Source organism: Pelovirga sp. C15f (assembly GCF_057178085.1).
The window spans coordinates 22,432-48,139 of record NZ_JBXUCV010000006.1 but is presented as its reverse complement, the minus strand read 5'-3'; the positions used below and the strand labels follow the sequence as shown (position 1 = coordinate 48,139).

Annotated in this window: 23 protein-coding genes; 10 read left to right on the top strand and 13 right to left on the bottom strand. The window is 53.0% G+C overall.

What is annotated here, in order from left to right; all coding sequences use genetic code 11:
* Window positions 1–99 precede the first annotated feature (99 nt).
* On the top strand, window positions 100–2,241 hold the full coding sequence (locus AC1931_RS12745) for an FAD-dependent oxidoreductase (protein ID WP_483877655.1): 2,142 nt from the start codon (window positions 100–102) through the stop codon (window positions 2,239–2,241).
* A gap of 331 nt (window positions 2,242–2,572) precedes the next feature.
* A complete protein-coding gene (locus AC1931_RS12740; RefSeq protein WP_483877767.1) occupies window positions 2,573–3,604 on the top strand; it encodes a lipid A deacylase LpxR family protein in 1,032 nt (343 codons plus the stop codon).
* 114 nt (window positions 3,605–3,718) lie between these two features.
* Here the strand turns inward: AC1931_RS12740 and AC1931_RS12735 are convergent, their stop codons facing one another.
* On the bottom strand, window positions 3,719–4,426 hold the full coding sequence (locus AC1931_RS12735) for a PilZ domain-containing protein (RefSeq protein ID WP_483877654.1): 708 nt from the start codon (window positions 4,424–4,426) through the stop codon (window positions 3,719–3,721).
* Between the two features lie 204 nt (window positions 4,427–4,630).
* Between AC1931_RS12735 and AC1931_RS12730 the strand changes: the two genes are divergently transcribed.
* Window positions 4,631–5,500, top strand: coding sequence for an aminotransferase class IV (locus tag AC1931_RS12730; RefSeq protein WP_483877653.1), 870 nt, complete (start codon window positions 4,631–4,633; stop codon window positions 5,498–5,500).
* A gap of 137 nt (window positions 5,501–5,637) precedes the next feature.
* Here the strand turns inward: AC1931_RS12730 and cysS are convergent, their stop codons facing one another.
* The 5 genes from cysS to AC1931_RS12705 all read right to left on the bottom strand — a co-directional run bounded on the left by cysS (window position 5,638) and on the right by AC1931_RS12705 (window position 10,678).
* Window positions 5,638–7,089, bottom strand: a complete 1,452-nt coding sequence (cysS, locus tag AC1931_RS12725; RefSeq protein ID WP_483877652.1) for a cysteine--tRNA ligase — start codon at window positions 7,087–7,089, stop codon at window positions 5,638–5,640.
* 95 nt (window positions 7,090–7,184) lie between these two features.
* Window positions 7,185–8,849 (bottom strand): glutamine--tRNA ligase/YqeY domain fusion protein, encoded by a 1,665-nt coding sequence (locus tag AC1931_RS12720; protein WP_483877651.1) that lies wholly within the window; start codon window positions 8,847–8,849, stop codon window positions 7,185–7,187.
* A 14-nt stretch (window positions 8,850–8,863) separates the two neighbouring features.
* Window positions 8,864–9,376 carry a 2-C-methyl-D-erythritol 2,4-cyclodiphosphate synthase gene (ispF, locus tag AC1931_RS12715; protein ID WP_483877766.1) on the bottom strand — a complete coding sequence of 171 codons (513 nt, stop codon included), beginning with the start codon at window positions 9,374–9,376 and terminating at the stop codon, window positions 8,864–8,866.
* A complete protein-coding gene (gene ispD, locus AC1931_RS12710; protein WP_483877650.1) occupies window positions 9,376–10,116 on the bottom strand; it encodes a 2-C-methyl-D-erythritol 4-phosphate cytidylyltransferase in 741 nt (246 codons plus the stop codon). The genes ispF and ispD overlap by 1 nt, the downstream gene beginning before the upstream one ends.
* Window positions 10,117–10,198: 82 nt before the next feature.
* The gene (locus AC1931_RS12705) at window positions 10,199–10,678 is read right to left on the bottom strand and encodes a CarD family transcriptional regulator (RefSeq protein ID WP_483877649.1); all 480 of its coding nucleotides are present in this window, start codon (window positions 10,676–10,678) and stop codon (window positions 10,199–10,201) included.
* Window positions 10,679–10,804: 126 nt separating this feature from the next.
* Between AC1931_RS12705 and AC1931_RS12700 the strand changes: the two genes are divergently transcribed.
* Window positions 10,805–11,770, top strand: coding sequence for a putative 2-dehydropantoate 2-reductase (locus AC1931_RS12700; RefSeq protein WP_483877648.1), 966 nt, complete (start codon window positions 10,805–10,807; stop codon window positions 11,768–11,770).
* A 32-nt stretch (window positions 11,771–11,802) separates the two neighbouring features.
* Here the strand turns inward: AC1931_RS12700 and AC1931_RS12695 are convergent, their stop codons facing one another.
* The 3 genes from AC1931_RS12695 to AC1931_RS12685 are packed head-to-tail and all read right to left on the bottom strand — an operon-like array spanning window position 11,803 to window position 13,803.
* The gene (locus tag AC1931_RS12695) at window positions 11,803–12,591 is read right to left on the bottom strand and encodes a metal ABC transporter permease (protein WP_483877647.1); all 789 of its coding nucleotides are present in this window, start codon (window positions 12,589–12,591) and stop codon (window positions 11,803–11,805) included.
* Complete coding sequence (locus tag AC1931_RS12690; RefSeq protein ID WP_483877646.1) at window positions 12,584–13,318, bottom strand: ATP-binding cassette domain-containing protein; 735 nt, start codon at window positions 13,316–13,318, stop codon at window positions 12,584–12,586. Before AC1931_RS12690 ends, AC1931_RS12695 begins: the two co-directional genes overlap by 8 nt.
* Complete coding sequence (locus AC1931_RS12685; protein WP_483877645.1) at window positions 13,315–13,803, bottom strand: transcriptional repressor; 489 nt, start codon at window positions 13,801–13,803, stop codon at window positions 13,315–13,317. Before AC1931_RS12685 ends, AC1931_RS12690 begins: the two co-directional genes overlap by 4 nt.
* 103 nt (window positions 13,804–13,906) lie before the next feature.
* Between AC1931_RS12685 and AC1931_RS12680 the strand changes: the two genes are divergently transcribed.
* Window positions 13,907–14,911, top strand: coding sequence for a zinc ABC transporter substrate-binding protein (locus AC1931_RS12680; RefSeq protein ID WP_483877644.1), 1,005 nt, complete (start codon window positions 13,907–13,909; stop codon window positions 14,909–14,911).
* A 62-nt stretch (window positions 14,912–14,973) separates the two neighbouring features.
* Here AC1931_RS12680 and AC1931_RS12675 read toward each other — a convergent pair whose 3' ends face one another.
* From AC1931_RS12675 to AC1931_RS12665, 3 genes are all read right to left on the bottom strand, one after another.
* Complete coding sequence (locus AC1931_RS12675; RefSeq protein ID WP_483877643.1) at window positions 14,974–17,079, bottom strand: carboxy terminal-processing peptidase; 2,106 nt, start codon at window positions 17,077–17,079, stop codon at window positions 14,974–14,976.
* A 142-nt stretch (window positions 17,080–17,221) separates the two neighbouring features.
* Window positions 17,222–17,491, bottom strand: coding sequence for a hypothetical protein (locus AC1931_RS12670; RefSeq protein ID WP_483877642.1), 270 nt, complete (start codon window positions 17,489–17,491; stop codon window positions 17,222–17,224).
* A 26-nt stretch (window positions 17,492–17,517) separates the two neighbouring features.
* Complete coding sequence (locus AC1931_RS12665; RefSeq protein ID WP_483877641.1) at window positions 17,518–18,216, bottom strand: diacylglycerol kinase; 699 nt, start codon at window positions 18,214–18,216, stop codon at window positions 17,518–17,520.
* 179 nt (window positions 18,217–18,395) lie between these two features.
* Here AC1931_RS12665 and AC1931_RS12660 point away from each other — a divergent pair, with 179 nt between their 5' ends.
* The 3 genes from AC1931_RS12660 (at window position 18,396) to AC1931_RS12650 (ending at window position 22,683) form a co-directional block, all read left to right on the top strand.
* The gene (locus tag AC1931_RS12660) at window positions 18,396–19,595 is read left to right on the top strand and encodes a 30S ribosomal protein S1 (protein ID WP_483877640.1); all 1,200 of its coding nucleotides are present in this window, start codon (window positions 18,396–18,398) and stop codon (window positions 19,593–19,595) included.
* Entirely contained in the window at window positions 19,592–20,974 is a 1,383-nt protein-coding gene (locus AC1931_RS12655; RefSeq protein WP_483877639.1) for an MFS transporter, read from the top strand. The genes AC1931_RS12660 and AC1931_RS12655 overlap by 4 nt, the downstream gene beginning before the upstream one ends.
* 104 nt (window positions 20,975–21,078) lie before the next feature.
* Entirely contained in the window at window positions 21,079–22,683 is a 1,605-nt protein-coding gene (locus AC1931_RS12650) for a sensor histidine kinase (protein WP_483877638.1), read from the top strand.
* A gap of 15 nt (window positions 22,684–22,698) precedes the next feature.
* On the opposite strand, the gene AC1931_RS12645 is transcribed toward AC1931_RS12650, so the two are convergent.
* On the bottom strand, window positions 22,699–24,126 hold the full coding sequence (locus AC1931_RS12645; protein ID WP_483877637.1) for a sigma-54-dependent transcriptional regulator: 1,428 nt from the start codon (window positions 24,124–24,126) through the stop codon (window positions 22,699–22,701).
* Window positions 24,127–24,933: 807 nt separating this feature from the next.
* Here AC1931_RS12645 and AC1931_RS12640 point away from each other — a divergent pair.
* Window positions 24,934–25,095, top strand: a complete 162-nt coding sequence (locus AC1931_RS12640) for a hypothetical protein (protein WP_483877636.1) — start codon at window positions 24,934–24,936, stop codon at window positions 25,093–25,095.
* 89 nt (window positions 25,096–25,184) lie between these two features.
* Window positions 25,185–25,706, top strand: coding sequence for a cytochrome c3 family protein (locus AC1931_RS12635; RefSeq protein WP_483877635.1), 522 nt, complete (start codon window positions 25,185–25,187; stop codon window positions 25,704–25,706).
* The last annotated feature ends 2 nt before the right edge of the window (window positions 25,707–25,708 follow it).

Genomic DNA, 25,708 nt, shown 5'->3' with positions numbered 1-25,708 from the left:
CTGGGAACGGATGCCCTCGGGTAACTCTTCAACCCCGACCCGGTGGTAAGGACGGATCTGAATGATTCCATATTTTACAAGAGATCGTGAGAGGTTGATATGACGGGTCACTGGAAAAAAATTCTGACGGTCGGCATTATTGCCATTTTTTTGGTGTTGTTTTTTGTGTTTGACTTACACCAGATGCTGACTCTGACGGAGTTGAAGGCACGCCAAGAGGCTTTTTATCAGTATTATCTTAATCACCGCCTGCTGACCCTGGGAGGCTATTTTGTTCTCTATGTCCTGGTAACCGCATTGTCGTTGCCGGGCGCTACCGTTATGACCCTGGGCGGAGGAGCCCTGTTCGGTTTCTGGCCGGCCCTGCTGGTTGTCTCTTTTGCCAGCACCATCGGTGCCACTCTGGCTTTTCTGGTCAGCCGTTTTCTGTTGCGTGACTGGGTCCAGGGGAAATTTGGCGAACGCCTGAAGGCCCTTAATGACGGCATCGCCAAAGAAGGGGGCTTCTATCTGTTTACCTTGCGGCTGGTACCGCTTTTTCCTTTCTTTGTGATCAACCTGCTGATGGGGCTGACCCCGATGCGCACCTGGACCTACTACTGGGTCAGCCAGGTCGGGATGCTGGCAGGTACCGTGGTGTATGTTAACGCCGGCACCCAGCTTGGCCAGATCCAAAGTCTGGGCGGGATTTTATCGCCGGGACTGCTCTTTTCTTTTGTTCTGCTCGGAGTGTTCCCCCTGGTTGCGCGTAAAGGAGTTGATATTGTGAAGAAACGCCGCACCCTGAAGAAGTTTATCAAACCGAAGTCCTTCGATTACAATATTGTCGTCCTGGGCGCCGGTTCCGCCGGTCTAGTCAGTTCCTATATTGCGGCGGCGGTGAAGTCTAAAGTCGCTCTGATCGAGCGTGACAAGATGGGGGGCGATTGCCTTAATACCGGGTGCGTGCCGAGCAAAGCCCTGATTCGTTCAGCAAAAATCCTTAACTACGGGCGCCGGGCCGATGAGTTTGGCCTGCGCCGAACGGATATCGATTTTGATTTTTCCGAGGTGATGGCACGGGTTCAGCAGGTCGTAACAAAGATTGAACCCCATGACTCGGTGGAACGTTATACCGGTCTCGGCGTTGACTGTATTCAGGGCGAAGCGCGAATTACCTCTGCGTATACAGTGCAGGTCGGAGAACGCATCCTGACCACCCGCAATATCATTGTCGCTACCGGCGCTGCCCCCTTTGTGCCACCGATCCCGGGGCTGGATCAGATCGACTATCTGACCTCGGACAATCTTTGGCGACTACGCGAATTGCCGCAACGCCTGGTGGTGCTGGGCGGCGGTCCAATCGGCTGTGAAATAACCCAAGCCTTCGCCCGCTTTGGCGCGCAGGTGACTCAAGTTGAAATGGCGCCGCATCTTATGGGGCGAGAGGACACGGATGTCGCAGATTTTGTCCGCCAACGTTTTGTCGCCGAAGGAGTGCAGGTCCTGACCAATCATGCAGCCAAAGAAGTGGTAGTCAAGGGCGAAGACAAACTGCTGATTTGTGATCACCAGGGGGAGAGGGTGGAGATCCCCTTTGATCAACTCCTGGTTGCCGTCGGCCGCAAGGCCCGGGTTGCCGGGTTCGGCCTGGAAGAACTGGGCGTCCGTCTGAACGACCGCGGTACGGTCGATGTCGATCCTTTCATGCGGACCAACATCCCCAATATCTTCTGTGCCGGCGATGTGGCCGGCCCGTACCAGTTCACCCATGTTGCCGCTCACCACGCCTGGTATGCAGCGGTTAACGCCCTGTTTGGCGAGGTAAAAAAGTTTCGGGTTGATTACCGTGTGATCCCCTGGTGTACTTTTACCGATCCCGAGGTCGCCCGTGTTGGCCTTAATGAAGCCGACGCCCGCGCCCAGGGAATCCCTTTTGAAGTGACCCGCTTTGAGCTGGAAGAACTCGATCGCGCCATCGCCGAAGAAGAAACCCACGGTTGGGTCAAGGTCATCACTGTGCCGGGCAAGGATAAAATCCTCGGCGCCACCATTGTCGGAACCCATGCCGGCGATCTGATTGCGGAATATATCCTGGCGATGAAACAGGGTCTGGGTTTGAACAAGATTCTTGGCACCATCCACCCCTATCCGACCCTGGCGGAAGCCAACAAGATGACCGCCGGGGCCTGGAAAAAAGCCCATGCTCCGGAAACACTTCTGGCCTGGGTAAAGAAATATCACGCCTGGCGACGGGGTTAATATGGGTGGGACGCTGCAAAAAAGAAAACCACTGTTTATGCATATGGAAGAGCAGATCAGCAAAGAACCGGAGCCGATCTGTATGCTCTGTTTTTTTCAACCCGGCCACTTTTTTCTTCCAGCCAGGCAGACCGGTGCCGCGATTCCTGAGGGTCTCCTCCCGGCAGGATTGACAGCCGCTATCTGACTGATGGTGGTGAGGCCGACGGACTGCTGACAGCGCCACCGACGCTGCACCGGTAAAAGACTGGGGAGCTCTTCAAAAATAAGATTGCGGAACCTTATTCGGGGCACTAAGTTGTTTTAATTTGAGCGTTGGGAGTGATTGGGCATGTTTTGTAGGTTGATGCTATTTGTTTATTTGTTGTTATCTTCAGTCAGTTCAGTGGTTGCTGCGCCTTATTCAGAACCGGATAAAAAGTCAAAGTACTTTGATACGTTCACCGTTTATTGGGAGAATGATCTGTTTGCCGGGACAGACCGCGACTATACCAACGGGATCAAATTCAGCTGGAGCACTCCTTTTGGTGAAATGGCAAAAACCAGCCTCCCTGAATGGAGTTATACTTTTTTCGAGCAACTGCCTTTTATCGGCAGAGCAGACAGCAATCATGCCGTCAGCCTGTCATTGGGGCAGGACATCTATACTCCCGAAGATACAGAAACAGCGACGCTGGTCAAAGACGACCGTCCCTATGCGGGGTACACTTATCTGGCGGCGGGATTTCATAGCCGGAAAGAACGCCGCAAGGACAATTGGGAGTTTCGTATAGGGATCGCCGGCCCTGCGGCGCTTGCACAGAAAACACAAAATATTGTTCACGATCTGATCGCGGCCGATCGAGCTGAAGGCTGGGATAATCAGCTGGAAAACGAGCTGGCTATTGACTTGATTTACGAAAGTCAATGGCGCTGGTGGTCGGCTCCAATCGGGGGCGGTTTTGGGGTTGACGTGATTCCGCATGTGGGGGGGCGCATCGGCACCGTCAATGTGTACCTGAATGCCGGTGCAGAGGCGCGTTTCGGCTGGAATCTACCCAGGGATTTCGGCAGCTGCCCGATCCGTGGAGGATGTGAAACCAACAGCGCGTTTAGTGATTACTCTGGGATTCGTTCGAATTTTCAGTTTTTTCTGTCGGTCGACGGCAAAGTCGTCGCGCATGATATGTTTCTCGACGGTAATCTGTTTCAGGACAGCCACAGTGTCGATAGAGAGCCCTTTGTCGGTGAGCTGATGGGTGGTTTTGTCTGGCAACCAGGTTTAACGAAACTGACCTATTCGTATATTTACCGAACCAAACAATTTGACTCACAAAACGATAATCAAACCTACGGATCCCTCAGTTTATCCAGGTCATTCTGAACATCGACAGTAGCGGCATCGTTACCGCAGAAATGCCAATGAAAAAAAGTGTAACCAGGTGATGTTTCCTGTACGAAGAGAGGAAGGGGGTTTGACGCCGATTTTGATATAGCCTCAATTTTTTTGCTGCAAATCAAAAATCAGGCAGTTCATCAACTCCTCTTTGGTTGCGCCGTCCAATTCAAGAAAATTGACGGCGAAGCCACCATCAAACAATCTGACAACCGTCGCTGATATTTCAAATGCCAGGGTGCCGGATGATTCACTCTTCAGTGGTAGTTTGATCCGGACATTTGACCCTAAAGGCAGGGTCTCTGTCTCTGTTAAAATGGCACAACCACTGGCCGAAACATCGACCGCCTTGCCGTTGAAGACCTGGGCGTCATAGTGCACGGCGATCCAGGTGTTTAACAGATTAAAGCGTAACCCCTGCCTGCGTTGTTCCTGATTGAGCAGTTCATCAGCCTCCGCCAGGGTGCTGACATAAACAGGTTTATAGCTGCGGATGCGCGCCGACAGGTTAATGAGTTGGCGGAACACCGTGCTGTGTTGATCGACAACGCGAATGACTTCACGTGCGCCACAGCTGACGAGATAATGCATGATATTGCGCAGAGCGGGCAGGGCCGCCAGCTGGAAATGTCGACAACCGCTCATATCTTCAACAACGTCGAATCCGGGCTTGAGATCCGGCACCCGATCCTTCATGTCGGAGAGCAGGCTGGTGAGACCATCTGGGGTGCTTATGTCACTGAAAGTACAATAGAGGCGGTTATTGCGGATATCGGCGCGAATGTTTGATAATATGCCGTTGACGGTCATTGGTTTCCTGTGCGGATGATGAGGTCATGTCATCATGTGTTGGGTTGATGTTATGTTAATAATCTTACAATCCGGTCAAAACCCTTTGGCCCCCAATATTAGCCTTTGCTTAATTTCTAAGCAATATAAATTTGTCCTGGTGGGTACGCATTGCCGGATTGACTATCGGGTGATGATAATGGAAAAAATCAGTGGGGTGCAGGGATGAATCTTGTTTATCTGAATGGCCAATTTATCGAAGAGGAGCGGGCCTGTATTTCGGTGCTGGATCAGGGGTTTCTCTATGGTGACGGAATTTTTGAAAGTTTTCGTTCGATTAAGGGTCAGCTCTATCAGTTTTCTTTACACTATAAGCGCCTGGCCCAGTCGGCCCAATCTTTGTCTTACCCGGTGATGTTTTCGCAGGCAAACCTGGAGGAAAAACTGCTGGAACTGCAGCGCCGTAACCAGATCAGCAATGGTTACTTTCGTATCACCATCACCCGTGGCCCGGGAGAGATTGGTTTTTTGCGTAATATGGAGAGTCCCTTAACCTGCCTGATCGTTGCTCGCGAGTTTAAGGGGCTCAATGAACACCTGTATCAGCAGGGGGTGTCCCTGGCGGTGGCGCAAACCCGGCGTAACGCGCCGGAGGCAATCAATCCAAAGATCAAGTCCATCAGTAACCTCAACAGTCTCCTTGGTAAACTCGAGGCCAGGGCCGCCGGGGCGATCGAGGTGATTATGCTCAACAGTCGTGGCCACCTGTGCGAAGGGTCGGCCTCCAACCTGTTCTGGGTGCGCGACGGTTGGGTTTTTACCCCTGATGCGTCCACCGGCCTGTTAGAGGGGGTGACGCGCTCGACGATTATGCGCCTGTGTGAAGACAAGCTGGGGTTGCGCCTGATCAGTGGTGAATTCCGTCTGCAGGATCTGCACTATTCGGATGAAGTCTTTATTACCTCAACGTCTCTGGAGGTGTTGCCGGTGGTGCGGGTGGATGACTTTATTATCGGTAAAGGGGAGGTCGGGCCAGTGGCGCAGAATTTACGCCGAGAGTTGCAGCGGGATATGGGGGTGGCGCTACCTTCCTGAAAAGCTATGGGGTCCACGGAAGGCACGGAAAATTAGAGCATTATAGGAAAAAACAACTGGCCAAGCTTACTAGAGAGTAACCTTCTATGTTTTTTTCTTTTGTCGGGGTATTCCGTGTTTTCTGTGGATAAACTGTTTCAATCTTTTAATTTCCAGCTCGTCCCTTCCCTGCTGTCGAGTAACTCAATGCCGCGCTCTTCGAGCTCAGAGCGGATCTGATCGCCGCGCTCAAAATTCCTGTTCTGGCGAGCAACAAGGCGTTCGTTGATCAGGGTTTCTATCTCTTCCTTGCTGATGTCCAGCCCTGCCAGTCCGGCCATGCGGACACGCTCAAGCCATTCTGCCGGTTGTGAGCCGAGAATGCCAAGAACGCTGCCAAGTTCAGTGATGGTGGTATGCAGGTCTTTGACCTGGGCGACCAGATCCGGTTTTTTGGCGAACTTTTTGGTAGCGACCAGACGGTTGATGGTGCGCACCCCTTCAAACAGATGGGCTATCGCCAGGGCGGTATTGAAGTCGTCATTCATCGCCTCGACAAACTGCAGCTTGAGTTCGGCACCCAGGGTACTGGAAGGGGCAGCGGGATCGGCGGGAATGGCGGAGGTCTGTTCGGCACTCTGCAAGGCCTCATAGAAACGGCTTAAGCCCGTACGCGCTTCCTTGAGGTTGTGGTCGGAAAAATCGATGGGTGAACGGTAGTGGGCGGTAAGGATGAAAAAGCGCACCACTTCGGCATCGTAGACCTTGAGAATGTCACGGATGGTGAAAAAATTACCCAGGGACTTACTCATTTTCTCCTGATTAACATTAACAAAACCGTTGTGAATCCAGTATTTGACGAACGGTTTGCCGCTCGCTCCTTCACTTTGAGCAATCTCATTCTCATGGTGGGGAAAGATCAGGTCGCGGCCACCACCGTGGATATCAAAGCTGTCGCCGAGCAGCGAAGAGCTCATTGCCGAACATTCGATGTGCCAGCCCGGACGCCCCGGTCCCCAGGGCGAATCCCAGCTCGGTTCGCCCGGCTTGGCGGACTTCCATAGGGCGAAGTCCATCGGGTTACGTTTCAGCTCCCCCGGGGCAATCCGCGCGCCGGCGAGCATCTCATCTTTGTTGCGTTTGGAGAGCTTGAGGTAGTCGGGAAAGCCGTCCACCTGATAATAGACATCGCCACCGGCCTCGTAGGCCAGTCCCTTGCTGATCAGCTGTTGGCTGATACCGATAATCTCATCGATGTAAGCCGTGGCACGGGGCTCATGGGTCGGTTTGACTAACCCTAAAGCCTCCATATCTTCATCAAACGCACGGATAAATTCCTCGGCCAGCTCCTGACTCGGAATCCCCCGTTCGTTGGCGCGGTTGATGATCTTGTCATCCACGTCGGTGTAGTTGCGCACGTAGGTGGTGTCGAAGCCGATATACCGCAGGTAACGGAAGATCACATCGAACACAATGTTGGCGCGAGCATGACCGATGTGGCAGTAGTCGTAGACAGTAACGCCGCAGACATACATCTTGACCTTGCCCGGCTCTAAAGGTTGAAAGTCCTCTTTTTTGCCGCTCAAGGTGTTATAAACACGTAAACTCATATTGTCTCCAAAAAAACGAGATTACCACTCAGGGCACCAGATACATAGCTTTCCTGATATTGTCCGTGCCCATGTGCCTTTAAGTGGTAACATATCTACTTGATCTTCTCCCAGGTGTCCCGCAACGTCACAGTCCGGTTAAAGACCGGTTTGCCTGGTAGAGAATCCTTGCTGTCGATGGTAAAGTAGCCGACCCGTTCAAACTGAAAGGTCGCGCCTGTTTCTTCATTCAGCAAGCCTGGCTCCGCTAGACCTTGATTTTCCTTGTATGATTCCGGATTGAGGGCGTCGAGAAAGTTGTCTGCCTTATCCGGATTCTCGAGTTGAAACAAGCGGTCATATTGGCGGATTGTCACTGGCTTGGCATGGTGCGCAGACACCCAGTGGATGATCCCTTTAACCTTGCGCCCATCCGCCGGATTTTCCCCCAGGGTATCAAGATCTGCACTGCAGCGTAATTCTACCACTTCCCCCTGTTCATCGCGAATCACCTCATCACAGCGGATGATGTAGGCATTGCGCAGGCGTACCTCACGCCCCGGCCCCAGACGGAAGAACTTTTTTGGGGGATCTTCCATGAAGTCATCGCGTTCAATGTAGATTTCTCTACAGAAAGGGAGCAGCCGCGTTCCGGCTTGGGGGTTCTGCGGGTGGTTGGCGGCCATCAGTTCATCTGTCTTGTCTGCTGGGTAGTTGCTGATGGTGACCTTGAGGGGCTCCAGAACGACCTGGCGACGGGGCGCGGTTTCGTTAAGCTGTTCGCGTACGCAGTCTTCCAGGACGGATAGATCGATCCAGCTGGCGGAGCGACCAACACCGATGCGCTCGCAGAAGGTGCGGATCGCTGCCGGCGGATAACCGCGCCGGCGCATCCCCACCAGGGTCGGCATGCGCGGGTCGTCCCAGCCGCTGACGTGATTGTCTTTTACCAGTTGCAGAAGCTTGCGCTTGCTCATCACCGTGTAACTCAAATTGAGACGGGCAAATTCGATCTGCTGCGGTGCAAAGATACTGAGTTCGCGGATAAACCAGTCGTAAAGCGGACGGTGATCTTCAAATTCAAGGGTGCAAATGGAGTGCGTAACCCCTTCAATGGAATCTCCCTGACCGTGGGCGTAGTCATACATGGGGTAGATGCACCAGCTGTCGCCGCTGCGATGATGATGGGCATGAAGAATCCGGTACATGGCAGGATCGCGCAGATTGATGTTGGGGGAGGCCATATCGATTTTAGCACGCAACACGTGGCTGCCGTCGGGAAATTCCCCCTTCTTCATGCGCTCGAACAGATCCAGATTCTCGGCGATCGAGCGGTTTCGATAGGGGCTGGCGACCCCGGGTTCCGTCAAAGTGCCGCGATTGCAGCGCATTTCTTCGGCGCTCTGACTGTCGACGTAAGCCTTCCCCTGTCTGATCAGTTCAATCGCCCACAGGTAAAGCTGCTCAAAGGTGTCAGAGGCATAGTAAAGGTGTTTGCCCCAGTCAAAGCCAAGCCACTGGACATCCTCTTTAATGGCCTCAACATATTCCGTCTCTTCCTTGCTCGGATTGGTATCGTCGAAGCGCAGATGACAGCGCCCACCGAATTCCTGCGCCAGGCCGAAATTCAGGCAGATACTTTTGGCGTGACCGATATGCAAGTAGCCATTGGGTTCGGGGGGAAAGCGGGTGACAATCGTTTTGCGGCGACCACTGGTGAGATCGTCGCTGATGATGGTACGGATAAAGTTGGAGCCAGATGTCATCTCCGGGGTTGTCATGGATTACCTCTGTATCAGGTTAACAGCGCGGCGCGGCGCGCTTGTTCAATGGTGGATGGACGGGTGATCAGGGCGACGGCATAGGCCGCTATCCCTTCGCCGCGGCCACAAAAGCCGAGGTGTTCCGTGGTGGTGGCTTTGACATTGATTTGTAGCAGCGGCACCCGGCAGTCAGCGGCAATGGTTGCGATCATGCTTGGTATATAGGCTGCCAGTTTGGGCTGCTGGCAGACGATGGTCGCATCGATGTTGCCGAGCAGGTATCCTTCTTTGCCGATCAGCTCTATTGTCCGGCGCAGCAGTACGCGGCTGCTGCATCCCTTGTAGGTCGGGTCAGAGTCAGGAAAGTGACGGCCGATATCGCCCAGACCGGCAGCTCCTAAAAGGGCATCACAAATGGCATGAATCAGCACATCAGCATCTGAATGACCCAGCAGCCCCAACTCATAATCAATGGTAGCCCCACCAAGGACCAGCGCCCGTCCCGGCACCAGCTGATGAACGTCGTAGCCATGACCAATGCGCATCATGCCGATTTCTCCTTATAACTGTCAAGCAGAGCCGTAGCGACCAACAGATCAGCCGGCGTTGTAATCTTGATGTTGCGATCTTCACCTTCAAGGACCTGAACAGGATAACCGGCAGCAGCAACCAGGGCGGCATCATCGGTCGCCGGGGCGCTGCTGTAATCCTGTTGCTGAAAAACCTTGTGGAGGATGTCGAAACGGAACCCTTGCGGGGTCTGGGCCTGCCACAGCTGATTTCGCGGTGGAGAGTCGACAATCTGCTCCTGAATAACCTGCTTGATCGTATCCTTCGCCGGAATGGCGACAATACAGGCCCCGCCGGTAGCGATCCGATCCAGTAGCGCCGACAGCAAGTCGACATTGAACAGGGGTCGGGCGCCGTCATGAATCAGGATCGGGCGTTGCGGTTGGTCGTAGCCATCCTCAATCAGAGCTGCCAGTCCGTTACGAACGGAATCCTGGCGCTCTTTGCCCCCGCCTACCAGCCGCCGAACGCACCTGAATGGATATCGATCCAGAATCTCTTGCTGACAATAGACGATATCCGTTGCGGGTACGATAGGATAAATCGCCTCCACCAGGGGATGTTGATCAAACAGGGCGATGGTGTGAGCCAGCAGCGGTTTTCCCTGTAATTGCAGATACTGTTTGCTGGTCGCTGTTCCCATGCGGCGCCCCGAACCGGCAGCTGGAATCAGTACGATGGCCTTTAAGTTTGAAGATGGCAGCGCAGGCAACACAGGCTCCTTGATGTAAAAAAAGACCAGGCACTATAGCACCTGGTCTTGGTTGTTTGAAAAGGAAATTCGTGGAAACAATAAATCAGTGGAAAATGTTTTCCAGTCGCTGCATGACTTGATCTTCTTTTGCTCCTTGAGCGAGGGCGACTTCGGTCACCAGAAGTTTGCGTGCCTGTTCAAGAACCTTTTTTTCACCGTAGGAAAGCTCCTTGGCGGTCTTGATCTGGTACAGATCGCGCAGTACCTCGGCAACTTCCAGCAGATTGCCGGTTTTCAGCTTATCGTTATATTCACGCTGACGACGACTCCAGGAGGCAATCTTGCCATTTTCGGTGCGCTCAGCAAGGGCATCAAAAATACCGGTAATCCGCTGTTGATCAATCAGCTGGCGCATGCCGACACTGGTGGCATTGCCTACCGGAACCATAATCCGCATATCGCTGTCGACCAGACGCAGGATATAATATTTCAGGGTTTGACCGGAATACTCCCGGACTTCGATATCCTCAATCACCCCGACCCCCTGAGTCGGGTATACTGCCATATCACCAATTTTAAACAAAGTGGTACTCCTTTAGCTCGACCTTCAGAGGATAGCACAAGTGTCCTCGGGCGTCAATGCCTCATTTTCAGATAACACACTGATTTATAGGAAGAAAGTTTTTAACTAAAAGCCGATGGAAAGAGTGTGCTAGGATTTCATGAGGCGATCATCGTCGTGCCGGGAGGTGAAGTAATGCGTACTGCCATTGTTGGGGCCGGAGCCCTTGGTCTGTATTATGGCGCCATGTTGCAGCGCAGCGGCGTCGATGTTCGCTTTTTGCTGCGGCGCGATTATCAGGCCATTATTGCCGGCGGGTTACAGGTTCGTTCGGTCAATGGAGATTTTTATCTGGCGCAGATCAAGGCATGTAGAACCCCGGAGGAAATCGGGGCAGTAGATCTGGTTATCATCGGTCTAAAAACCTTCTCAAATGATCAGATGTGCGAGTTGGTCAGACCTCTTGTGGGTAGCGAAACAGCAATCCTGACCCTTCAGAATGGCCTCGGTAACGAGGAGCTGCTGGCAGAAACCTTTGGCCCGGAACGGGTTCTGGGCGGTATCGCTTTTCTGTGCAGTAACCGGGGTGAGCCGGGGGTCGTTTGCCATCTTGGCGAAGGACGGATTCGTCTCGGTGAATTCAGCGCGGGGCTGACATCGCGCAGTGAAAAGCTGGCCCGGATGTTCAAAGATGCCGGTGTCCCCTGCGAAGCGGTGACGGATTTGCGCCGGGCACGCTGGGAAAAGCTGGTCTGGAATATCCCTTTCAACGGCCTGTCCGCATTGTTGGGGCAGGACGTCACTGATATTCTCACCTGCAGTCACACCCGGGAGCTGGTGCGTGAGCTCATGCTGGAAGTAATCGTTGGAGCCAATGCCCAGGGTCTAAGTAAGGAAATCGATGGCCCGGCATTCAGTGAACAGATGATAACTTTTACTGATCACATGGATCACTACCGGCCAAGTATGCAGATTGACCGGGAAGAAGGTCGTCCTCTGGAGCTTGATGCGATCTTTGCGATTCCGCTGCAACGGGCCGTTGCTGCCGGAGTCCCGATGCCCCGGGTTGACATGTTGTACCGGCTGCTGGCCAGTGGCGAGAAGATGTCTTAATAAAAAAGCTTGGCAACTACCCAGTTCAAGTGTCAGCGCCTTACCGGAATCAGATAGCTCAGTGCGAAAATGATGCAGGCAGCAACCACGATGCTGGGCCCGGTGGGCGTATCCCACTGAAAAGATCCGTAGAGTCCGCCACCGACGGAGACACTTCCAAGCAGGCAGGCCAGAAGGGCCATCATTTCCGGATTACGGGCAAAGCGCCGGGCCGTAGCTGCCGGGATAATCAGCAGGGAGGTCACCAGCAGCAAGCCCACCACCTTCATCATGACCGCAACGGTCAGGGCGATCAGGGCCAGGAACAGGCCGTTGATGCGCGTCACCGGCACTCCTTCGACACGCGCCAGATCTTCATGAATGGTGATCGCCAACAGCGGTTGCCACAGCCATAACAGCCCGATCAGCGCCCCTCCGCCCCCGAGATAAATCCACAGCAGATCACTGTTGCCGATAGCGAGAATATCTCCAAAGAGGTAGGCCATCAGATCGATGCGCACCTCCGGCATGAAGGCCAGGGTGACCAGACCCAGGGAGAGCGCCCCATGAGCAAAGATTCCCAGCATGGTGTCACTGGCCAGTTGCCGCTGGTGCTGACTGATGAACAGGAGTCCTGCCAGCAACTGACAGACAATAATCACCCCAAGGGTCAGGTTGATGTGTAGCAGAAAACCCAGAGCAACACCGAGCAGGGCCGAGTGGGCAAGAGTGTCACCAAAATAGGCCAGGCGCCGCCAGACCACAAAGGCACCGAACGGTCCTGCAACCAGAGCCACGCCAATGCCGCCGAACAGTGCCCGCAGGAGAAAATCATCAATCACAGGAACAGCCTCCATGATCATGATGATGTGTCCGATCATGCTGGTAAAGGGCCAGCTGGCCGTACATTTTAAGATATTCAGGGTCGCTGGTGACGACGGCAGGGGTACCGCTGCAGCAGATGTGACGGTTCAGGCACAGGACCCGATCGGTGGCCGCCATCACCAGGTGCAGATCATGGGAGACCATCAGTACGCCGCAATTGCGTTCATCGCGAATTTTGCCGATCAGTTGATAGAGTTCAACCTGACCATGGACATCGACCCCTTGCACCGGCTCATCAAGAACCAGCAGATCAGGTTGCCGCAGCAGCGCGCGGGCGAGCAGTACCCGTTGCAGTTCGCCGCCGGAAAGATGCTGCATGGCGGAATCCACCACATGTTCAGCGCCGGTCTCCTCCAGAGCGGTTCGCAATGTAGCAGCGTCACATCCCTTGCGTGCAAAGGATAAAAATCGCTTGACCGACAGGGGAAAGGTTGGGTCTAGCTGCAGCCGCTGGGGCATATAGCCGATGGTCATTTGTGGTCGATGATACAGGGTTCCTGCGGTTGGTCGCAACAGCTCAAGGGCCACCCTCAACAGCGTCGTTTTCCCCGCGCCATTGGGACCGATGACAGTCACGATTTCTCCGGAACGGATCGCGAAGCTGATATCTTCCAGCAAGGTAGTGCCACCCACTACCAGGTAAAGATCAGTGGCCTGAATCAATGTGTCGTGCGTTCTTGTCATGTCACGTCAACCTCAGCTGAGCAGCCAGGGCATAGTCCCATGACTTCGACCAGACGATCCTGAACCACAAAGCCGCACTCGCTGGCGCTGCGATTGATCTCACAGGTGATGGCTGCGGTGTGGAGTTCGGCGCAGGTCCTGCAAGAGGTGCAGATTAAAAAATATCCCTCGTGAGAGGCTTCCGGATGGGCACATCCGATAAAGGCATTCAACGAAGAGATCCGATGAATCAAGCCAAGGTTCAGTAAAAAATCGAGGGCCCGGTAGACCGTCGGGGGGGCGGTGCGCGCCTGCTGCTGCAGCTCATCCAGAAGCTGGTATGCCCCGATCGGTTTATGCTGCTGCCAGATCAGTTCAAAGACCTTACGTCTGATGGCGGTAAAGCGCTGCCCCTGCTCAAGGCAAATCTGTTCGGCCTTGGCTAAAGCACTGCTGATGCACTGTTGATGGTCATGGTCAGGATTGATGAAGCTCGGTGAGTGCAAGAGGGCCAACCTCTTTCTACAGTGGGGTGCTTGACTTCAGTAAATGTTATAATATAACGTTGCGGTTTGAAGCTTATGTTACCCTATTCTATGGAGAAAAACAATGCGAAGATCCCTTTTGTTATGGCTGCTGATCTGTAGTTTTGCCCCTGTTGTATGGGCACAACAACCTGCCGCACCTCATGTTGTTGTCAGTATCAAGCCGATTCATTCACTGGTGGCAGCTGTGATGGAGGGGGTTAGTGAGCCGCAACTGCTGGTCAAGGGGGCCGGGTCACCTCATGGCTATGCCCTGCGCCCCTCTGAGGCCCAGATGCTGGCGCAAGCAGAGCTGGTGATCTGGGTCGGCGAGGGACTGGAGACGTTTTTACCGCGCCCTCTGGCCACCCTGGGTAAGTCAGCAAAACAGTTGGTGCTTGCCGATCTCCTGCAGGATCGGATGTTGCCGGTGCGCACAGGAGGAACCTGGGAGAGCCACGCTCATGCTCGCCAGGATGATGACCACAAAGATGACCATCACGCTGACGACCACAAGGACAACTATAGCGCACACGATCACAAGGATGATCATGCCCATGCCCATGCACCACTTGAATCACTGAACCATCACATCTGGACCAGCCCGCTGCTTGCTAAAGATATTGTCGATCTGGTTGCGGTGACCTTGAGTGACATGGATCCGCTCCATCAAGGTCAATATAAAAGAAATGCCGCAGCGTTGCAGGGAAAGCTTGACCAATTGTATCGGGAGGTCAGTCAACAGCTGGCGCCGGTTTCTGCTCGGCCTTACATCGTATTCCACGATGCCTACCAGTATTTTGAACGGGATTTCAGGTTGAATGCGGTAGGTTCGGTGACAATCGATACGGAGCGGTCTCCCGGCGCCCGACGGATTAAAGAGGTGCGGGAAAAAATAACGGAACTGGGCGCCCGGGCGGTTTTCAGCGAACCGCAGTTTCAATCTCGAATCGTTGCCACGGTTTTAGAAGGGACGGAGGCGAAAGCCGGTGTCCTTGATCCGTTGGGGGCGGATCTGGCCGCGGGGCCTGAGGCCTATTTTTCACTGATCAGAGCAATGGGGGCGAGTATTCTCAGTACCTTAAACTGATTTGAATACAGGGCTCAGCCGAAACAGCGCAGGACTGTTCGGCTGAGCCCTGGTAACGATGATCATGCTGCGGCAGACAGCGACAGGAGATCGGCAAGAATCTTTTTTCCTTCCTGAACATAGTGGTCATCACTCAGGGATTCGATCAACACCTCTTCCCGGCTCTTGTTGTCATTGTCCGTCTGTGCTGAGGGCATTCCGTGTGGGGTGGTGTTCAGGTTTTTTTGTTCTTCCTGCAACTGGCGGTGCTCCTTCAGCATATCGTCGAGACGCAGGGACTGGGTCGTCAGCTGGCGGCGTTTTTCAGCGCGCTGTGAAGCTTGCCTGATGTTGAGAAACTCCTCGCTGTTGTTGATCCGCTCTTGACTGCGTTGCTGCAGTTTCTCAAGGTTGCCTGCCCGGGTCTTCCAGGGAGTATAGTTGGCGGGGGCAATACGATCCCAGGTCAGGGCATTCTCCATGTATTTTTCACCGCTTTCGAGCCCATCGAGTCGTGATGGGAGGATGATATCGGGGATAACACCCCGTTCCTGGGTTGAATCACCGGTAATCCGGTAGAATTTCTGAATTGTTACCTTAGCCGCTCCCAACGGCATATATTGCGACATGCCACGTAGCCGGATAAACCGATCCAGATCTAAAACCGCCTGTACTGTTCCTTTACCATGGGTGTGTTCATCACCGACGATCAGGGCGCGGCCGTAATCCTGAAGGGCGCCGGCCAGAATCTCTGATGCCGAAGCGCTGAAGCGGTTAACCAGTACAATCAGCGGGCCCTCATAGGCAACGTCCTTGTCGTCATCACGCAGAGAACGAACATTTCCGGAGCTGTCGCGCACCTGAACCACCGGGCCACCATCAATAAACAGGCCACTCACGCTGACTGCATCGGTCAGGGAGCCGCCACCATTATTACGCAGATCAAGGATTAAACCGGAAACCCCCTGCTGTTGCATCCGCAGCAGTTCAATGCGGGTGTCGTCAGTGCTGTTGCGTTCAGTTTTGCCACTGTGATCACGGTAAAACGAGGGGATTTTCAGGTAGCCGATGCGGTTGCCATTGACTCCATCAATCACCGTACTCTGAACGAAGGATTCTTCAATTTCGACAACATCACGAATAATCGGCACAATCAAGCGGCGACCGTCCGGTTTACGCAGGGTTAAGCGGACCTCGGTTCCTTTTTTACCGCGAATAAGAGATACCGCATCGCGCAAACGGGCGTTGGTGACCTCAACCGGTTCGGCAGTTCCTTCAGCAACCTTGAGAATAATATCGTCCGCTTCGAGTTGACCCTGACGTGACGCAGCTCCGCCGGGAATCACCCTGACCACGCGGATAAAGCCGTCATCGTCACGCAGGGTGGCACCAATCCCTTCCAGCGAACCACTCATCTGGATGTCAAAGTCTTCCTTACTGGTCGGTGGCATGTAGTTGGTATGAGGATCATAGGCCCGGGCGATGGCGTCGAGGTAACGATCGTAATGATCTTGCTCGGTTTCCGCAAGCATCCGCTCTAAAAAAGTGTTGTGTGATTTGACAACATTTTCACGCGCCCGGGTTAACAGGTCAGCATGGGTCTGTTCATCAACGGGAAGAAGCTCACCCTCATCATCAAGGCCGATGTCGATTTCGCGCAGGCTGATATAGCGACTTAATATCTGAAATTTTATATTTTTACGCCAGAAATCTTTCAGTTCCGCGAGGCTGGCAGAAAATTCATATTTGTCCGGGTCCGTTTCGATCGCCTCGGCAGCATCGGGGTCGAGGGATTCGTCAAGGATGGCGGCAGTGATGGTTTGGACCTGCTTGATCCGCTCCTGCAAGATTTCTCGCCCGGCCAGGGGCAGATCCAGGCGGCCGCGGCTAATGGCGCTGTCGATCTGGTTGCGGTGAACCTTAAGCTGTTCAACATCTTCCAGGAGAAGAAAGCGTTTTTGCGGATCGAGCTGTTTTAAGTAGAGGTCGAAAGCTGTCTGCGACAGTTGTATTTCGCTGAGGTTCTGGTTGTAATGCTGGCTGCCCAGTTGCTGATGCAGAATGTGACCAAGCAGGCGGGCACGGTTGGTGTTAAGAGGTTCATCTGCTAAGCCAATGGAAGCAGACGGAAGCAGAAAGATCAGAGCAATAAAGAAACTGCGAACCATTGTTTTCGTGAACCAGGACATAAGCTCTCCAACGCCCAAAGATGGCGGATGTTAAGTGAATATCGGGGCAGTGTACCCCCGCCAAGCATTTCATCGCAAGGTTGAATTTCTGCACTTGTCAGTGTGCAATAGCGCAAGTCGTTTTGATTGGCCCATTGTTATGCTAAAGGGGAATACGCATTTTTTTGCAAAAACTGCGCAGGACCATTTCGGCTTGATTGAGACGGGTGATGCGGTAGTTTTTCTGTTTTAGCGCGTCAACGTCATCAAGGGCAACCGTGACTTGTCGCAGTTCACGCTGCACCATTTCAAGATTGCTGAGCAGGACTTTGATCTGTCCCGGCGTATGCCCTTTCAGCATGGGCGGCGATAGGCGGATAAAGCCTTCGGAAAGCGCCTGGGCAAATTTTTTCGGATTACCAGAAATAGACATCAAGGTTCCTTTATATCAAAGGGAGTTCAGCCGAACAACAAAAACGCCAACAGGGTGACAAGGGCTCCGAGCAGAGCCCCAAGAAAAACCTCGCGCGGGGTATGGATGCCCATCAGCAGTCGACTCTGGCTGACCAGTAGCGCCAGAATCAGCACCAACAGGCCGATCAGCAGTCCTGCACCGGAAAGCAGGGTTGATACGGCGATGGAAAAGGCAATGGCAGAATGACCGCTGGGCATTCCTCCATGCAGAGGGGAACCGTGGTTGAAGCGCGCCTTGAGGAGAATCACCAGAATAATAACCGCCAGCAGGGCGCCGACCGGAACCGTGCCGTCTGGCTCGCGGGAGAGGGTTTGGGAGCTGTCAAAGAGTGGGAAGATATGGCCGGACAGTACCAGATAGCCGAGCACCACGGCGCCGATACTGGTGACCAGCACCGCCCCGGCAGCGACATCTTTGGCGAGTTTCGCCAGTTCGTGATAGTCGGGAGAAACCAGATCAACGACTGTTTCAATCGCGGTATTGATCAGTTCGGCAAAGATCACCAGTAGCGCCGCCAGCACCAGCAGAAAGAATTCCAGTGCCGATACATGAAAGAACAGGGCGAGAAACAGCACCGCCAGCGCCGCGACCAGGTGGTACCGAACGTGGCGCTCACTCTGGGCGGCCCAGAGAATCCCCTCGATGGCGCAGTTAAGACTTTCAAGCCAGCTTCTGGGTTTCATGGTTCCCCGCCGGGTGTTGGTGTTGGCAGTACCTGGAGCATGCAATCAAAAATAAAGATAACAGGTTCAGCTACTGCACACCAAGACCAATTGCAGCGTTTACTTGGGAAGGACAATCAAGGTAATCTTGCCGGCGACACGATTATGACTACCAGCGCGATCGCCAAAGGATGAAGAACATGAATGAGGATATCAACGACGACGAATCAATGGGCATGGACGATGAGGATTTTGCCGCCATGTTTGAGGCCAGTCTGGCCGGGGTTGGGCAGGAATTGCATGCGGGAATGAAAATTACCGCGACAATTCTGCAGACAGGTCCTGAGTGGACTTTTCTTGACGTCGGTCAGAAAGGTGAGGGGGTGCTGGCAACGGCGGAACTGCTCGATGCTGAAGGGGAGTTAACAGCGGCCGTTGGGGATCAGATCAGCGTGTATTTTATCTCGCGCAAGGACGGCGAATTGCGCTTTACCACCAAGGTTGGCGGTTCCGGATCGGGTACGGAACAGCTGCAACAGGCTTATCAGGCCGCCATTCCGGTTGAGGGACGGATCGACAAAGAGATCAAGGGGGGGTATGAGGTCGCCCTGTCAGGCAATGTACGGGCCTTTTGCCCCTTTTCCCAGATCGGATTGCGAGCGCTTGTTGCGAGCGAACTGATCGGACGCAACCTGTCTTTTCGCATTACCCAGTTTGGCGAGCGCGGACGCAATATCGTCGTTTCTCACCGGGTGCTGCTTGACGAGGAGCGCAAAGAGCAACGCGAGTCGTTACGCCAGACTCTCAAAGAGGGGCAGCTGGTCACCGGCACGGTCACAAATCTGCGCGATTTTGGTGCCTTTGTCGATATTGGCGGGATCGAAGGTCTGTTGCCGATTTCCGAGGTCAGCTACGGTCGGGTGGAAGATATCAGCACGGTTCTGGACGTTGGTCAAGAGCTGGATCTGATCGTCAAAAAAATCGACTGGGCCAATAACAAATTTTCCTTCAGCCTGCGTGATACCCTGGCGGATCCCTGGCTCAAGGTTGGGAGCAGCTATCAGGTTGGTGGAACATATTCGGGCACGGTGAGCCGCCTGGCACAGTTCGGGGCTTTTGTCACCCTCGAAGAGGGGATCGACGGGCTGCTGCATATCTCCAAAATGGGGGACGGGCAGCGTATTCGCCACCCGCAGGATCTGTTCAGGGTCGGGCAGTCGCTTAATGTAGTGATCGAAAAAATTGATGAAAGTGAAAAGCGCATTTCCCTGGCCCTGGCCGGCTCGGCCGATGAGGTAACTGAAACCAGTTACAGTGAGGAAGCCGGCGGCGGCATGGGAACCCTGGGGGAACTGCTCAAAGCCAGTCAGCAGAATAAAGAGCGACGTCAGCGTAAATGAGCCAGTCTGTCTCGCGCTCCGCCGTGCTCTTTGCGGTCTGCATGGCACATTTTCTTATGCCCTTTATGATGTCATCGGTAGGGATTGCCCTGCCGGTGATTGGCCGTGAGTTTCATGCCAGCGCTTTGCAGCTGGGGCTGGTGGAAACCACCTACGTCCTGTCAGCCTCGATTTTTCTGCTGTCGATGGGGCGCTTTGGTGATATCCACGGGCGACGCCGAATATTTCAGAGCGGTTTGCTGGTTTTTGGCGGCATGGGGGGGCTGATCTCCCAGGCCTGGTCGATCGAAACCGTGATCGTCCTGCGTTTTTTACAGGGGATGGGAGGGGCCATGGTCATGGCGACCACCATGGCGATGCTGGTATCGACCTTTCCCGTAGCGGAGCGCGGCAAGGCGCTGGGAATCGCTGTTGCCAGTGTTTATGCGGGCATCTCCTGTGGTCCTTTTGTCGGCGGAATTCTGGTTGAGATGTTGGGCTGGCGTTCCATTTTTTACTTGATCTTCCCTTTAAGCCTGCTGACCTGGGGAGTGACCAGGCTCAAAATCAAAACCGAATGGGCCGAAGCCAAAGGGGAGCCTTTCGACTGGCGTGGCGCCATTACCTACGCTACGGCGGTGATGCTGCTGGTGATCAGTGTCACCAATTTAAGCAGCGGTGGCTGGGCCTGGGCAACTCTGGCACTGGCCAATCTGCTGCTTGGCTTGTTCTTTTTTCAACAGTCGCGTCACCCCTACCCCCTGCTCAACCTCGGATTGCTGCTCAATAATCGGGTCTTTGCCTTAAGTAACCTGGCCGCCCTGTTCAATTATGCGGCGACCTTCGGCGTCACCTTCTTTTTGAGCCTTTATCTGCAATACGTCAAAGGGATGAGTCCATCCCAGGCCGGTCTTGTCCTGATTGTTCAACCTATCGTCCAGACCCTCTTTTCCCCTTTTTGCGGGCGCTTGTCCGACCGGATTCCGGCTTCTTACGTGGCCACCACCGGCATGGCTCTGTGCGCGGTTGGTCTGGCAGTCGCCTCGACCCTGCATGTGACATCTGATCTCGCAGTGGTTTATCTGTTACTGGTATTGATGGGGCTGGGGTTTGCCTTTTTCTCTTCCCCCAACGTCAGCCTGATCATGGGCAGTGTCGAATCGAAATATCTGGGGGTGGCTTCCGGCCTCAATTCAAGCATGCGTACCCTGGGGATGTTGACCAGTATGATGATCATCACCCTGATTTTTGCCTATCTGATGAATGATCAACCGGTAACACCAGCTACCCAGTCCCGGTTTCTTGCCAGTATGCGACTGGCGCTGCTGATTTTCAGCGGCCTCTGTGTGGCGGGTATCGGTTGTTCTTTAGGACGTATCACTGGTATCAATAACAGGTGAGAGTGCCGCTTTCCCTCGCAGGTTTTTAACGAGTTGGCATGAATAATGTAAATGACACAATGTTTGTGGCTGTCTCTGCCGTAACATTGTGTTGGGAGTGAGCGATGCGCGTACGTCTGGCGATCAGGTATACATTCTTTTCCAGCTGCATTCTGCTGGTGATCATGCTTACCTCTTCATACTTTCATATTACCAAGGTTCAGAAGATATTTGCCGAAACATCCATTCAGGATGCTGATGCCCTGGCCGACCTCATTCTACGTAACTCCTACCATCTGATGCTGGAAAATGACAGACAGAACCTGCAATTGATGATGGAAGAGGTGGGAGAAAGTAAACGGATCGAGCGGGCGAGGATTCTTGGCCGCGAGGGGGTTGTCAGCTTTTCAACGAATGCTGATGAGGTCGGTAGTATCATGATTATGCAGGATAAGAGTTGCTCATTCTGTCATATTTCTGAATCTGAGGCGTTGGTGAATGTGCCGGTGCACGAGCGAATACGGGCCGTTTCCGGTTACCAGTACCTGAATGTCACCAGGGGAATCTACAACGAACCAAGCTGTTCAACGGCGGCCTGTCATGCTCATCCACCGGAACAGGAAAAAATCGGCGTGCTCGACATGGTCATTTCCCTGGATCAGATGGCGTATTTGACCCATATTCACCACAACGATGTTATCCTGTCCACCCTGGTGATGCTGATATTGCTGTCGGTTTGTCATTACATCATGACTAGACGATTTATCTGCAAACCGATCGAAGGATTGTTACACGAAACCAAGGCCCTAGCGCAAGGTGACCTGAGCGCTCGGGTCACTAATCCGTCCAGTGATGAAATAGGAGAACTCGGGCGTTCCTTTAACCAGATGGCCGAAAATCTGGAGCATGCCCAGGAAGAGCTTAAAGGCTGGGGGGCAACCCTCGAACAGAAGGTTGAAGAGCGGACAACAGAAAAGCAGGAAATTCAGAGCCAATTGATCAGATCTGCCAAGCTGGCCTCGATGGGAGAGCTGGTAGCGGGGATCGCCCATGAAATCAATAACCCGCTGACCGGTATTCTTATGTTTGCCTCTTTGTCATCTAAGCACAAAGACATTCCGCCGCAAGTCAAGGACAACCTTGAGCTCATCGTTGCAGAAACCGGGCGTTGTGCCAAGATTGTCCGTGGTTTGCTGGAGTTTGCCCGCGAGTCGGTTCCGGAAAAGAAACCCGTTGTGATCAATTCCATTATCGAGCAAACCCTCGAGCTGGTTTACCACCAGTCCATTTTTCAGGACGTTGATATCGTCTGTCAGCTTGGCGAGGATATTCCTCAGGTTGAACTGGATGCCGACCAGTGGCAGCAGGTGTTTGTCAATATGATCATCAATGCCGGTCAGGCCATGCCGCAAGGAGGTACATTAACCATCGCAACCCACTTCCTTGGGGCAGAGAATAGCGTGCGCATTACTATAGAAGACACCGGCACCGGGATCAGTCAGGAAAATCTGGATAGAATTTTTGATCCCTTTTTCACCACCAAGGCCCAGAAAGGCTTTGGCCTGGGATTGTCGGTTACCTATGGCATTATTCAAAACCATGGCGGCAAGGTTGACGTGCAGAGTACTGAAGGGAAGGGAACCCGATTCAGCATCCTCCTGCCGGTTGAAAACCAGGGCTGGACGGGAGTTGGAGATCAGGGTGAGGGGGAAGACAACAAAGACGAGTAAAGACTACCCACCAAGTTACAGAGCGGCATGATCCTTGGCAGAAATTCCGAGCTTTTTCAACAGGGCCTGAAAGTTGGGGCGCAGCATGCCGGTTTCTTCCGCGGCCTTGGTAATATTCCACTGATTTCTCTCCAGGGCGGCCAGGACGAAGGCTTTTTCGATCGGTTCAACTGCCTGCTCACGCACTTTGCGTTTGGCTTCCTTTAACTCTTCGCTGTTTAAGGGTGTTGATATCTCTTCGCTGCCTGAGGTCTGTTCCTGGCTGCCCGGCAGCTCCAGGGCATCACGTTGGATAATCTCTCCTTGAGTTAATACCACCGCCCGCTCGATGATGTTTTCCAGCTCGCGGACATTGCCACGAAACGGATACTGGTGCAGAGCAATCTGGGCATCAGCCGATAACCCCTTAATCTCTTTGCCGATCTCATGTGAAAATTTGTGCAGAAAATAGTTGATCAGCAGTGGAATATCACCGTCGCGTTCGCGTAGTGGCGGTAATTCGATGGGGATAATATTGAGGCGAAAATAAAGGTCTTCACGAAAGGTCCCCTCTTTAACCATGACATCGAGGGCACGATTAGTGGCAGCGACCAGACGGATATCGATGGGGGTTGCCTTGGTCCCGCCGATCGCAGTGACTTCGCGTTGTTGGAGAACCCGTAACAATTTCGCCTGGGTGGCCATGCTCAGGTTGGCGATTTCATCGAGAAACAGAGTGCCGCCGCTGGCAACGCTGAAGAGTCCCGGCTTCGAATGGGTTGCACCGGTGAAAGACCCTTTGACATGCCCGAACAGTTCGCTTTCGAGCAGGTTTTCAGGTAGCGAATTACAATCGATAGCAACGAAGGCCTCCTGGCTACGGGTGCTGTTGCTGTGAATTGCCCGGGCGACAAGCTCCTTGCCGGTACCGCTTTCGCCGGTAATCAGAACCGTACTGTTGGTCGGGGCAACCTTGGTAATGCGTTGAAAAACCTTCTGCATTGGTGCGCTTCTACCAATAAAGAAATCGGGAATTCCCTCAATAAGAACGTTTTCAGGATCCTCTTTCTGGTCGCCAAGATCCTGAATTCGCTGACGAATAGCAGATCCAACCTTTTCAACAATGCTGTCGGGAAGAAAGGGCTTGGTGAGGTATTCAAAAGCACCGTTTTTCATGGCATCGACAGCCGAATCGATGGTAGCAAAACCGGTGATAATGATGACCGGTACTTCCGGCTGCAAGATCTGTATGGTTTTAAGAACCTCGATGCCATTCAATACGGGCATTTTCAGGTCGCTGATGACGACACTGAATTTGTCTTTTTGGAGCTTTTCCAGGCCGATCTTGCCGTTAGCGGCAACCTCTACCCGGTATCCCGACATGGTCAATGCCTGACGAATCCCTTCACGGATAATCGCTTCATCATCAATCACCAGAATTTTATGTGCAGCAGTTTCATCCATGCCGATAACATCACCTTTCAGCACCTGTGCCAGCGAACATCAGACCAGATGGACCCACTCATCTTTCATGGGTGCCCTAATGATGGCAGTAAGGGTAATTGATAGCGCCATCCGTCTGTTCGCAATTTTTACGCCAAGTCACATCTGGAGGCTGCAATGCCGCTCCGTGTTTAGCCATTAACACTAATTATATTATGCTCTTAACCCGCTTTGATGGAGCCGGTGTGACAAAGATAAAAACATTTGATATTTAACAAAAATTCATACTATGGACAGGGGCAGAAGCAGTCAAGGCTTTACTTGCAGCCAATGTGAACCTCAGTGGGAGCACTGTCCAGATTGTTGAAACCCATTTAAATACAAGGTGTTTGTTAGGCAAAGAACATCAGGCCCGGGTGGCGGTCTTGTTTGGTAGCCGGTGTATATTTAATTCATTCACCCATCGGGGCGACTTTTAAAGGGCTGCAGGGGATGGAAGGGCGAATATCAAATCCTTTCGGAGGAGGTGTATACACTTTTTGTTCGCAAAGAAAAACATTTTAAATCAGCAGTTTATGTCAGTATTGCAGAGTCTTCAAAGGGCCTGGTTGTCTACCAGTATAAATATTTTATACAGTCAGTCCTTTCTTTTCCTTCTCCGGGTAAAACCTGAAACACCATAAAAATACAGTAAAAACAGAAAGTTAGCTCTTGTATGAAAAAAAGATTCAAGACTGGCATGCCCTCTGCAGATGCCCGCACTGAGCTTCGGATAAGCTGTGGGCATTTTTCTAAAGGGACTAAATCTTATATTTCAGGGAGAGAGAGATGATCGATTTTTTTCTAAATGTCGGACAGGTAGAGCAGATTTACACGGTGGTAGATTTTTATACCTACATCAAGGGCCTTGAATACCTGATTTGTCTCTTGTTGTTTACCACCTTCCCGATCTTTTACCGTTATATCCATGGTGGAAACGACAATAAATAGTGATCCCCTGACCGGGTGGATCGAGTCATCTGTTGCTTTGTCTGCTAGTGAATAACGGCAGAGCATTTTTTCAACAAGGAGCTGAAGCTATGGTTAATACCGGAAAAACATTCATGACAGGACTGGCGGGGCTGATCATCTGCTGCCTGCTCATGATGAATTGCTATGCGATGGAATCTTATCCGGAAGAAATAGAGATTGATGTCCTGGCCGAACTTTATGAAGGGGTCGTTTTTGATCATGGTCTTCACGTCATGATGACTGATGGTTGTGCGGTTTGTCATCACCATACAACGGGCACTCCGGTTGTCGATTCCTACTGTGCAAAATGCCACACTGATGAAGAACCGATGGCGACCGTATCCTGCCGGGATTGTCATTCATCCGAGCCGGTTACCGCCGGGAGTGTCCGCGATAAAGATGCCTATCTTTTCCACGATGACAAACCGGATTTAAAAGCGGCTTACCATTTAAGCTGTCTTGGTTGTCATCAGGAGATGGGCGCGCCGGTCGGTTGCCAGGATTGTCATGCTCGTACTGAGGCAGGAGATGCCTTTTTCCGCGCGGGACAATTCGCCCCGACAGGATCTGCCGGCAGCTCCGGGCACTGATG

Excerpts from the sequence above, each read along its gene's own strand:
- AC1931_RS12665 (WP_483877641.1), bottom strand. The coding sequence starts at position 18,216 with ATGAAACCCAGAAGCTGGCTTGAAAGTCTTAACTGCGCCATCGAGGGG.
- cysS (WP_483877652.1), bottom strand. The coding sequence starts at position 7,089 with ATGAGTTTACGTGTTTATAACACCTTGAGCGGCAAAAAAGAGGACTTT.
- AC1931_RS12670 (WP_483877642.1), bottom strand. The coding sequence starts at position 17,491 with ATGTCTATTTCTGGTAATCCGAAAAAATTTGCCCAGGCGCTTTCCGAA.
- AC1931_RS12740 (WP_483877767.1), top strand. The coding sequence starts at position 2,573 with ATGTTTTGTAGGTTGATGCTATTTGTTTATTTGTTGTTATCTTCAGTC.
- AC1931_RS12660 (WP_483877640.1), top strand. The coding sequence starts at position 18,396 with ATGAATGAGGATATCAACGACGACGAATCAATGGGCATGGACGATGAG.
- AC1931_RS12730 (WP_483877653.1), top strand. The coding sequence starts at position 4,631 with ATGAATCTTGTTTATCTGAATGGCCAATTTATCGAAGAGGAGCGGGCC.
- AC1931_RS12690 (WP_483877646.1), bottom strand. The coding sequence starts at position 13,318 with ATGACAAGAACGCACGACACATTGATTCAGGCCACTGATCTTTACCTG.
- AC1931_RS12635 (WP_483877635.1), top strand. The coding sequence starts at position 25,185 with ATGGTTAATACCGGAAAAACATTCATGACAGGACTGGCGGGGCTGATC.
- AC1931_RS12655 (WP_483877639.1), top strand. The coding sequence starts at position 19,592 with ATGAGCCAGTCTGTCTCGCGCTCCGCCGTGCTCTTTGCGGTCTGCATG.
- AC1931_RS12640 (WP_483877636.1), top strand. The coding sequence starts at position 24,934 with ATGATCGATTTTTTTCTAAATGTCGGACAGGTAGAGCAGATTTACACG.
- AC1931_RS12720 (WP_483877651.1), bottom strand. The coding sequence starts at position 8,849 with ATGACAACCCCGGAGATGACATCTGGCTCCAACTTTATCCGTACCATC.
- ispF (WP_483877766.1), bottom strand. The coding sequence starts at position 9,376 with ATGCGCATTGGTCATGGCTACGACGTTCATCAGCTGGTGCCGGGACGG.
- AC1931_RS12650 (WP_483877638.1), top strand. The coding sequence starts at position 21,079 with ATGCGCGTACGTCTGGCGATCAGGTATACATTCTTTTCCAGCTGCATT.
- AC1931_RS12680 (WP_483877644.1), top strand. The coding sequence starts at position 13,907 with ATGCGAAGATCCCTTTTGTTATGGCTGCTGATCTGTAGTTTTGCCCCT.
- AC1931_RS12675 (WP_483877643.1), bottom strand. The coding sequence starts at position 17,079 with ATGTCCTGGTTCACGAAAACAATGGTTCGCAGTTTCTTTATTGCTCTG.
- AC1931_RS12645 (WP_483877637.1), bottom strand. The coding sequence starts at position 24,126 with ATGGATGAAACTGCTGCACATAAAATTCTGGTGATTGATGATGAAGCG.
- AC1931_RS12745 (WP_483877655.1), top strand. The coding sequence starts at position 100 with ATGACGGGTCACTGGAAAAAAATTCTGACGGTCGGCATTATTGCCATT.
- AC1931_RS12735 (WP_483877654.1), bottom strand. The coding sequence starts at position 4,426 with ATGACCGTCAACGGCATATTATCAAACATTCGCGCCGATATCCGCAAT.